Genomic DNA, 9,806 nt, shown 5'->3' on the forward strand with positions numbered 1-9,806 from the left:
GCTTATAATGTTATCAGTGATATAACTGCTTTTAAACCCGACTATAGCCTCTATTTCCTCCTTGCTCTTGTAAGGCTCAATGCTATATAAAGTATCCCACTCAAATGGGACAATGTCATTTAGACTAACAGCACCGCTGTCTATAGCTTGTATGCTTTTATTTAAGTCTGAGTTGTTTTTTGAAACGACAGACCTGTTGTACGATAATATAACAAAATAAAAAAGTAAGGAGATTGCTATTACAAATAATATTGTTTTTTTCATAAAGTTTCCCATATTTTTTTAAATCAGAAATAGAATGACCAAATATGTTTTTATTGGACATAAAAACATCAACAAATCAATGTTTAGTGCTCTAAATTACTTTTTATTGTATTTTTTAATTATTGGCTCTGTAGTCGTTATAACGTCAATTATATGATTTTGACAATATATACCATAATGCTTGCATTCCTTTTTGCACATATCATTAATCAAATTGCAGTCCACGTATGAAGATATATTATCAAGCAATCTGGACCTTTCAAACAAGATTAAATATTTGCCGTGTCGTATTTCATATTCGTCCCAAAAAGTGTAGGACTCATTTCTAGTCATATGAAGAACATAGTTCTTGAAAATAATTTCATAACTATTGTTTTCATCGGGATAAACGGGAACACATTTATTCAAAATACCATCTAAACAAGAGTTGCCTGTATCATTAACAATCCCTTTTTCACCCTTGAGTGGTAAAGAAATAATAAATGAAATTTCATTATATAGCCCCTCAATCGCCTTAATTAGAAAAGGATAAGTGTCTATAATGCCTGCATCATCGCCAAACCTTATCATAAGTAACTCCATAATATATCAATAAATTTAAATTAATTGTTTTAGTATACTATATAGAAAATTTATTTTCAATTAAACAAAACGACAAGTAAGCTGTTTTTGCCTACTTGCCGTTTTATTTAAACATAAACTCTGTCCATTTGCTCTTATTTTTTGTTAAAAAATGCCTCATAGCCTTTGAATGTCATATATGCGTCCGCTTTGCTGACCAATTCTATTGGTGCGTGCATACTTAGCATAGACGTGCCGCAGTCAACTACCTCTACACCTAGGTTTGCCAAGATATATGCGATTGTGCCGCCACCGCCTTGGTCAGTCTTGCCAAGCTCACCCATTTGCCAAATTACTCCTGCATCGTCAAATATTTTTGTAATTTCTGCTAAAAATTCTGCATTTGCATCGTTACTGCCACTTTTTCCTCTTGAGCCGGTGTATTTGGAAATTGTTATGCCCTCAGATATTTTTGCTGTGTTTTGTTTTTCCCATACATCTGGGAAGTTTGGGTCGTATGCTCCGTTTACATCAGCGGAGAGCATTTTGCTGTTTTCCAATGCGTCTCTAGTTTTTAAATCTGAATAATCTTCTTGCAAAGCTATTAAATGAGCTACCATATTTTCAAAAAATCTTCCCTGCATACCGGTATTGCCCTGAGAGCCGACCTCTTCTTTGTCAGCTAATAGGCACACTGCGGTGTATTTTGGGTTTTCTACATTTAGTATTGCATGGATATTTGCGTATGAGCATACTCTGTCATCATGTCCATGTCCGGCTATCATTGAGCGGTCAAAACCCACTTCTCTTGCTTTTCCGGCGGGAACTATTTCTATCTCAGATCTGGCAAAATCTATTTCTTCTATTTGGTATTTTTCGTTTAAGAATTTTAATATATTTTCTTTTATCTTATTTTTTAATTCTTTTTCTTCTTTTTCGTCTGTAACAAGAGGTATAGAGCCTACTACTACGTTTAGCTGTTCAGCCTCTACTACTTTCATAGCGTTTTTTTGCATTTGGTCTGAGGCTAAATGTATTAGCAGGTCATTTATAAAAAATACCGGGTCGTTATCGTCCTCACCAATGGAGATGTCTACTTGTTTGCCATCTTTTGTAAACACTACTCCGTGCATTGCAAGAGGGATTGCTGTCCACTGATATTTTTTAATGCCTCCATAGTAATGAGTTTTGAAAAATGCCATGTTGCCATCTTCATATAGCGGCATTGGTTTTACATCTAGCCTTGGCGCGTCTATATGAGAGCCGACTATATTCATACCGTTTTTGATTGGCTCAGTGCCTATTACCATTAGTACAGCGGATTTATTTTTTTGATTTAGTATTATTTTGTCACCGGATTTTATTGAACCGGATTTCAAAACATCTTCATATTTTTTAAATCCGGATTTTTCAGCCATTTCAAGTACGACTTTGTTAGCTAGTCTTTCTGTTTTTGCTTTTGACAAAAAATCTATATACCCCTTTGAATAATTTTGTATATCATCGTGATTTTTTTCTTCCCAAATATTTTTTGCAGTATAACTTCTTTTCATAGGTTCTCCTTTTATATAAAAATTTCTTTTAATATTATACACCTTTTTCCAAGACATATTATATCATTTTAGTCTATTATAAACAAATAGTTAAAATTGTTTGTCAATTAACCAGTGCGTATGTTATAATAAATAAGTTAGGAAAGTTTAGCTTTTCTAACTACGTCCAAAAATGAAAGGAGCTTAACCATGCTAGAATTTTTTATAAATGAGGGTAATGAAATGAAAAGAATAGAGCATCCTCTACCGAATTGCTGGGTAAATGCTGTCAGACCAACAGAAGCAGAAACCAAATATTTGATAGATGAACTTGGCGTTTTGCCCGAGTTTGTAAAGTCATGCTTAGACCCCGAAGAAAGCTCCCACATTGACTTTGACGATGACGAGGGACAAACTTTGATAATGGTCGATTATCCTGTGGAAGAGAGAAATGACTCCTACTATAATTCTGACTCATTTCAATATGCCACTTCACCATTAGGCGTGATAATCCTAAAAGATAAAATTGTCACTATAAGTTTAAATGAAAATAATATACTGGACACTTTTTCCCATAATCGCATGAGGGGAGTGGACACAAAGTATAAAACTAGATTTTTACTGATGCTGATGCTTAGGATTTCTCAAAACTTCCTGCTCTACCTTAGAAGGATTGACAAGCTAGCCAATCGTACAGAGATTAATCTCCACAAATCAATGAGAAACAAAGAGCTGTTTCAAATGATGAGATTAGAAAAATCACTTGTATATTTTTCCACATCATTAAAGGCCGATGAAATCACTCTTAATAAAATAGTTCGTGGTAAATATGTAAAAATGTATGAGGAAGATCAGGATTTATTTGAAGATGTGATGATAGAATTGCATCAGGCGGAAGATATGTGTAATATCTATTCTAATATATTATCAGGGACAATGGATGCTTTTGCCAGCATAATATCCAATAATCTGAACATCGTTATGAAAGTCCTGACTGTAATTACAATAGTCATGTCTATACCAAATATCATATTTAGCTTTTATGGTATGAACGTTGAAGGGCTGCCATTTATTCATGCTTGGTTTCCGGTTGCAATATCCTTGATAGCTTGTGCAATTGCAACTTACATTTTTTATAAAATGGATATGTTTCACTAATAAAGTTATTAAAGGAGTGCCGAGTGCACTCTTTTTTATTTCGCAGAAATATTAATCATTCCTTAATATTTTTTATATACTTTAGGAGAAAATTATGCTATACTTTAATTAATTATACCTAGTTTCGATTTAATGAAGGATATGTATATGAATAAACATACAGCAGTTTTTGCGGCTTGTGCTTTATTTCTATTTGCAGGCTCTAATACAGCCAACGCTACAGAACCTGTAATTTTTGGCAATGGCTCTGAGCAATTAAATATGGAAATAAATCAAATTTTACAATCTAAACAGCCGGTAGCAACGATAAGTGAACAAGATAAAAAACAAATTGATGACTTTATAGCTAAAACTTTAAATGAGGCTAATGAAAAACACAAAAAAGAAATTTTGGCAAATGAAGTAAAACCATCTACTGTTTCTTTAGCTAAAAATGTGCAAATACAAGACACTGAGCTAATAAATTATGCAAAGTCATTACTGGGCGTTCCATACGTTTATGGAGGAGTTACAACAAACGGTTTTGATTGCTCCGGCTTTGTAAAATATGTATTTGAAAAATATGGAGTAGTTTTGCCTAGAACAACTTTTGAACAAGTAAAAAAAGGCACGTCAATAAATCTTGCGGAAATTAAACCAAATGATTTGGTGTTTTTTGATACTAGGTCATCGTTTAGCATATCAAAGGATACTGATGACGAGACAGATAGAAGTGCATATGGCAAATCTCAAACTAAAAACTCTGAAAACAGTTTGACATTTGAGGATATTAAAATAGATAAAACTGATAAAATCAAATTCGCATCAGCTAAGCCAAGCTCAGCTACTCATGTGGGGCTTTACATTGGAGATGGGAAATTTATCCACGCCTCAACATATAACAAGAAAATCGTCATAGAAGATTTAAATTCTTCTTACTTCAAAAATAGAGTATTAGCAATAAAAAGATATATATAATAAATCAAGGAGACAATTGATTTGTCGGATGTAACGTCATTTATACTATTGATAGTTTTAGTTTCGTGTTCGGCTTTTTTTTCATCAAGTGAGACAGCTTTAATAAATTTTAACAAGATAAGACTGGCACAACTCATAAAAGAAAATAATAAAAGAGCAGTAATTTTACAAAACCTTTATGAAGAAAGTGACAAGCTTTTGAGTGCCATACTTGTGGGCAACAACTTAGTAAACACTATGATTTCAGCTATATCTACTACACTTGCTACAAAATATTTCCAAAGTAGTGGAGTGGGTATTGCGGTAGGAGTAGCCACTGTACTAATACTGATTTTTGGTGAAATAACTCCAAAAAATTTTGCCATTAATAATTCTGAAAACATTTCATTAGCTGTTGCACCTTTTATGAAAGTTTATGTGACAGTCTTGACACCGGTTATATTTTTCTTCAATACTGTAGGCAACCTTATGATAAAATTTCTAGGTGGTACAGTAAATGAGAAAAAGCCTTTAATCACCAAGGAAGAATTGAGCACACTTGTTGACGTATCAAAAGAAGAGGGTATATTAAAGGTAGATGAGACTACCATGATAAAAAATATTTTCTCCTTCAAGGATTTGACCGTACAAGACGCTATGAAACAAAGAATGGAAATAGTTGCGGTAAGCGATGAGGCAACGCTGGATGAAATATTTTCAGTATTTAGAGATAACAAACTCTCTAGAATTCCTGTATATAGGGATACAATTGATGATATCATAGGTGTTTTGTATGTAAAAGATGTATTTTACAATATGGATATCGAAAAGCATCAGATAACTAATGAAAATTTTGATATCACAAAAGTTATGAGAGAGCCTACTTTTATAAATGAATTTGTAAATATTTCCGAATTTTTCAAAAAAATGCAGGCTAACAATATTCATATAGCTATAGTTTTGGATGAATATGGTGGAGTATCAGGACTTATAACCCTAGAGGACGTAATAGAGTCCATAGTCGGGGATATATTTGATGAGTATGACAAGGATGAGCAATCGGAAATAGTAAAAGTTAAAGACAATGTGTATATAATTAATGCAGGCATAAAACTTACAGACTTGCAAGAAGAAACCGGCATAGTTCTTCCGTCAGAGGATTATGAGTCATTGGGCGGATATATACTTGAAAATCTTGGTGAAATCCCTACAAACGGACAGGTGTTTGAAAAAGGTAGATACACCTTTACCGTAATTTCTATGGATAAAAATCGTATAGTAAATGTCAAATTAGTTATAAACCAAGACCGGCATTTACAAGAAGATGGAGAATAAAATAACAAGCTAGTAATACTAGATATGTTTATCTTAATGTTTTGCTTTTTAAAAATTGTAAAAGATTAAAGATTTTTAACATATCTAGTTTTTTTATATAACAGACAAAATAATTGGAGGTAAAAAATGAAAAAAGTATTAGTACCTATTGATGGCTCAAAATTTTCCATGAAAGCTCTAAAACAAGCAAAAGAAATTGCAGAAAAATTCCAAAGCGATGTTACAATTATAACTGTTGTTTCAGACATAGTTGCAGTGAATGTTGATTATAAAATTGACATTATAAGCCAAAATATTGCAGTAGCGGAAGAAATCCTTGCAAATGCAAAGAAAATCTTTGATGATACAAGCTTAAATGTAGACACCATGTATAAGGTCGGAGATATTGCTAAGGAAATTTGCGAAAAAGCGGCAGATGGTAATTACGATATGATAATAATGGGCTCAAGAGGTATGGGCATAATCAGCAGAACTTTTTTGGGCAGCATTTCTCATAAGGTAATAAATTATACAGATAAATCTGTTTTAGTTGTTAAATAATTACAAGGAAAACATTTTATTTGAAAATTCAGCAATATTTTGATAAAATAATGCAAAATATGACTGTAAAAAAATTCATTTTTTGATATAATAGTAAGTGTAATAAATAATAATTTAACAAAATGTCGGAGGTAAATTTATGAAAGTAGCAATAAACGGATTTGGAAGAATTGGAAGACTTGCATTTCGTAGAATTCAAAATGTAGAAGGAATAGAAGTAGTAGCAATAAATGATTTAACAGATAATAAAATGCTAGCTCATTTGTTAAAATACGACTCAACACAAGGAAGATTTAATGGCGAAGTAGATTATACAGACGATAAGTTCATTGTAAATGGAAAAGACATCAAAACATACGCAGAGGCAGACGCATCTAAATTGCCATGGGGAGAGCTTGGCGTAGATGTAGTGCTTGAATGCACAGGTTTTTATACAAAAGAAGAAAAAGCTATGGCACACATAACTGCCGGAGCTAAAAAGGTACTTATATCAGCACCTGCAACAGGCAACGTAAAAATGATAGTTTACAATGTAAACCATGACACACTTGATGGAACAGAAAAAATAGTTTCAGGTGCATCTTGCACAACTAACTGCCTTGCACCAATGGCTAAAGTGCTAAACGATAAATTTGGTATAGTAGAAGGTCTTATGACTACAGTACACGCATATACAGGCGACCAAAACACATTAGACGCTCCACACAAAAAAGGCGACCTAAGAAGAGCTAGAGCCGCAGCAGTAAGCTCAATTCCTAATACAACAGGTGCAGCAAAAGCAATAGGTAAAGTTATACCTGAGCTTAACGGCAAATTAGATGGTTCTGCTATAAGAGTTGCAGTACCAACAGGCTCTATCACTGAATTATATTCAGTACTAGAAAAAAATACTACAGTTGAAGAAATCAACGCAGCAATGAAAGCAGCAGCTACAGAGTCATTTGCATACAACGAAGACGAAATAGTATCTGCTGATATAGTCGGCACAACTTATGGTTCAATATTTGATTCTACATTAACAAAAGTTATGGACGTTAATGGAAAACAAATGGTTAAAACAGTTGCTTGGTATGATAATGAAATGGGTTATACTTCACAATTAGTAAGAACACTACAAGAACTTGGAAAATAATAAAAAAATTGTTTCACAAATTACCCGGCTTTAATCAGCTTAGGGTAATTTGTGCTATTTAAAAAAACAAAGACGTAAAGGAGGTACTATGGCTAAAAAAACAGTAAAAGACATAGATGTAAAAGGAAAAAAAGTGCTTGTCAGAGTAGATTTTAATGTGCCTATGAAGGATGGAAAAATCACAGACGACAAAAGGATAGTTTCTGCACTTGAAACAATAAAATACTTAATAGACAACAACGCCAAAGTAATATTAATGTCTCACTTTGGCAGACCTGACAAAAAATATGACCCTGCATTTAGTATGAAACCGATAGCTGAACATCTTTCAAAATTACTGGGAAAAGAAGTAAAACTGGCAGAAGATGAAGATGTCGTAGGAGAAAATGCTAAAAAATTAGTCGCTGAAATGAAAGATGGCGACGTAGTAATGCTGGAAAATGTAAGATTTGTTGCAGGTGAAACAAAAAATAATGAAGAATTCTCCAAAAAATTAGCTTCTCTTGGAGACTTATATGTAAATGATGCTTTTGGTACAGCACATAGAGCACACTCTTCAACAGCTGGAGTAGCAAGCTATTTACCATCAGCAATCGGATTTTTAATCCAAAAAGAAGTGGATATAATGGGCAAAGCCTTAGAATCCCCAAAACGTCCATTTGTAGCAATACTTGGCGGAGCAAAAGTATCTGACAAGATTTCTGTAATAGAAAATCTTATCACAAAAGTAGATTCACTTATAATTGGCGGAGCTATGGCGTACACATTCTTAAAAGCACAAGGGGTAAATGTTGGAGCATCTAGAGTAGAAGAGGACAAAATCGACCTTGCAAATGAAATACTAAAAAAAGCACAAGAAAAGAATGTAAAATTACTTTTACCGGTAGACCATGTGATAGCCAGTGAATTTAGCAACGATGCAAAATTTGAAAACACTGCTGACGTTCAAATAAAAGATGGCTTTATGGGACTTGACATCGGAGAAAAAACTATAAAACTATTCTCTGAAGAAATATATAAGGCTGAAACCATAGTTTGGAACGGACCTATGGGCGTATTTGAAATGAGTAATTTTGCCAACGGTACAAAAATGATAGCAGAGGCTATGGCAACAAGCTCAGCAGTAACCATAATAGGTGGCGGAGACTCAGCAGCAGCAGTAGAGCAACTTGGTTACGCTGATAAAATGACACACATCTCAACCGGAGGAGGAGCATCTCTAGAATTTTTAGAAGGAAAAATCCTGCCTGGTATAGATGTAATAAATGATAAATAAATACAAATGGTTGTAACTAACCAAAAGGAGACGTTTTGAGAATACCAATTATTGCAGGCAATTGGAAGATGAATCTTACAATAAAACAAGCTTTAGAATTTGTAGATAGCATTAAAGAGCAAGTGTCAGGCACTGACGTTGAAGTGCTTATATGTGCTCCTTTCACAATGTTAAAAGACCTAAAAGAAAAAACTAAAGGCACAAATATAAAAATAGGTGCTCAAAATATGCACTTTGAAGAAAGTGGAGCATTTACCGGTGAAGTGTCAGCACCTATGCTTAATGAAATAGGCATAGATTATGTTATAATCGGACATAGTGAAAGAAGACAATACTTTGCAGAAACTGATGAAACTTGCAACAAAAAATTAATTCAAGCCTTCAAACATGATATCACCCCTATACTTTGTGTAGGCGAAAGTGAAGCTGAAAGAGAAGGTAATAAGACAGAAGAAATAATTAAAAATCAAATCACAAAAGATTTAGCAAGCTTAAATGACAGTCAAGTTAAAAAATTAGTAATTGCTTACGAACCAATTTGGGCAATAGGCACTGGCAAGACTGCTACATCTCAGCAGGCTCAAGACACAATAGCTTTCATCAGAGAAACTGTAAAAGCTCTTTACAACGAAGAAGTATCAGAAACAGTTAGAATACAGTATGGTGGCAGCGTAAAACCGGCTAATGTTGAAGAAATAATGAATATGGAAGACATAGACGGAGCATTGGTAGGAGGAGCATCATTAAAAGCTGATGATTTTGTTAAATTAGTTAATTTTTAAAATTATTGAGTAGGATTATTTTGGAAAATAATCCTAAAATAAAATATAAGTGTTTATTTTGCGATTGAAAAGTATTTTATAAGGTAAATAATGATTTTGGCGACAACGCTGTTAAAATTGGCTTAATGAAGATTGCACTTAAAAGATATATAATTTGCGGAAAATGTGGCACTATAGTAAGAACATATATAGATGACACAAGTTTATTTAAAGAGCAAGACATAGTTCAAAACGATGACGTAGAAAATTAAATAAAACTTATAAGGAGAAAATTATGTGCTATATAGAAG

11 protein-coding genes are annotated in these 9,806 nt (G+C 33.3%); 8 read left to right on the plus strand and 3 right to left on the minus strand.

Annotated elements, in window-relative coordinates:
* The 3 genes from BBG48_RS10050 to BBG48_RS10060 form a co-directional block, all read right to left on the minus strand.
* Positions 1-264 (minus strand): hypothetical protein (locus BBG48_RS10050; RefSeq protein WP_330410380.1); only part of this gene is annotated, 264 nt, incomplete at its 3' end.
* A gap of 96 nt (positions 265-360) precedes the next feature.
* Complete coding sequence (locus BBG48_RS10055) at positions 361-834, minus strand: hypothetical protein (RefSeq protein ID WP_068913897.1); 474 nt, start codon at positions 832-834, stop codon at positions 361-363.
* A gap of 146 nt (positions 835-980) precedes the next feature.
* Positions 981-2,378 (minus strand): aminopeptidase, encoded by a 1,398-nt coding sequence (locus BBG48_RS10060; protein ID WP_068913896.1) that lies wholly within the window; start codon positions 2,376-2,378, stop codon positions 981-983.
* Positions 2,379-2,567: 189 nt separating this feature from the next.
* On the opposite strand from BBG48_RS10060, the gene BBG48_RS10065 reads away from it, so the two are divergent.
* From BBG48_RS10065 to BBG48_RS11390, 8 genes are all read left to right on the plus strand, one after another.
* Positions 2,568-3,515 (plus strand): magnesium transporter CorA family protein, encoded by a 948-nt coding sequence (locus BBG48_RS10065; RefSeq protein ID WP_068913895.1) that lies wholly within the window; start codon positions 2,568-2,570, stop codon positions 3,513-3,515.
* 147 nt (positions 3,516-3,662) lie between these two features.
* Positions 3,663-4,472, plus strand: coding sequence for a C40 family peptidase (locus BBG48_RS10070; protein ID WP_068913894.1), 810 nt, complete (start codon positions 3,663-3,665; stop codon positions 4,470-4,472).
* 21 nt (positions 4,473-4,493) lie between these two features.
* Entirely contained in the window at positions 4,494-5,786 is a 1,293-nt protein-coding gene (locus tag BBG48_RS10075) for a hemolysin family protein (RefSeq protein WP_068913893.1), read from the plus strand.
* Positions 5,787-5,912: 126 nt separating this feature from the next.
* Complete coding sequence (locus tag BBG48_RS10080) at positions 5,913-6,326, plus strand: universal stress protein (protein WP_068913892.1); 414 nt, start codon at positions 5,913-5,915, stop codon at positions 6,324-6,326.
* Positions 6,327-6,465: 139 nt separating this feature from the next.
* Positions 6,466-7,458, plus strand: coding sequence for a type I glyceraldehyde-3-phosphate dehydrogenase (gene gap / locus BBG48_RS10085; protein ID WP_068913891.1), 993 nt, complete (start codon positions 6,466-6,468; stop codon positions 7,456-7,458).
* Positions 7,459-7,546: 88 nt separating this feature from the next.
* The gene (locus BBG48_RS10090) at positions 7,547-8,734 is read left to right on the plus strand and encodes a phosphoglycerate kinase (RefSeq protein WP_068913890.1); all 1,188 of its coding nucleotides are present in this window, start codon (positions 7,547-7,549) and stop codon (positions 8,732-8,734) included.
* Between the two features lie 35 nt (positions 8,735-8,769).
* Positions 8,770-9,516, plus strand: a complete 747-nt coding sequence (gene tpiA, locus BBG48_RS10095) for a triose-phosphate isomerase (protein ID WP_068913889.1) — start codon at positions 8,770-8,772, stop codon at positions 9,514-9,516.
* A gap of 125 nt (positions 9,517-9,641) precedes the next feature.
* Positions 9,642-9,767 carry a hypothetical protein gene (locus BBG48_RS11390; protein ID WP_274541891.1) on the plus strand — a complete coding sequence of 42 codons (126 nt, stop codon included), beginning with the start codon at positions 9,642-9,644 and terminating at the stop codon, positions 9,765-9,767.
* Positions 9,768-9,806 lie beyond the last annotated feature (39 nt).

Origin of the sequence: Criibacterium bergeronii (genome assembly GCF_001693775.2) — a bacterium.
GTDB classification, from domain to species: domain Bacteria; phylum Bacillota; class Clostridia; order Peptostreptococcales; family Filifactoraceae; genus Peptoanaerobacter; species Peptoanaerobacter bergeronii.

Excerpts from the sequence above, each read along its gene's own strand:
- BBG48_RS10065 (WP_068913895.1), top strand. The coding sequence starts at position 2,568 with ATGCTAGAATTTTTTATAAATGAGGGTAATGAAATGAAAAGAATAGAG.
- BBG48_RS10055 (WP_068913897.1), bottom strand. The coding sequence starts at position 834 with ATGATAAGGTTTGGCGATGATGCAGGCATTATAGACACTTATCCTTTT.
- gap (WP_068913891.1), top strand. The coding sequence starts at position 6,466 with ATGAAAGTAGCAATAAACGGATTTGGAAGAATTGGAAGACTTGCATTT.
- BBG48_RS10060 (WP_068913896.1), bottom strand. The coding sequence starts at position 2,378 with ATGAAAAGAAGTTATACTGCAAAAAATATTTGGGAAGAAAAAAATCAC.
- BBG48_RS10070 (WP_068913894.1), top strand. The coding sequence starts at position 3,663 with ATGAATAAACATACAGCAGTTTTTGCGGCTTGTGCTTTATTTCTATTT.
- BBG48_RS11390 (WP_274541891.1), top strand. The coding sequence starts at position 9,642 with ATGAAGATTGCACTTAAAAGATATATAATTTGCGGAAAATGTGGCACT.
- BBG48_RS10090 (WP_068913890.1), top strand. The coding sequence starts at position 7,547 with ATGGCTAAAAAAACAGTAAAAGACATAGATGTAAAAGGAAAAAAAGTG.
- BBG48_RS10080 (WP_068913892.1), top strand. The coding sequence starts at position 5,913 with ATGAAAAAAGTATTAGTACCTATTGATGGCTCAAAATTTTCCATGAAA.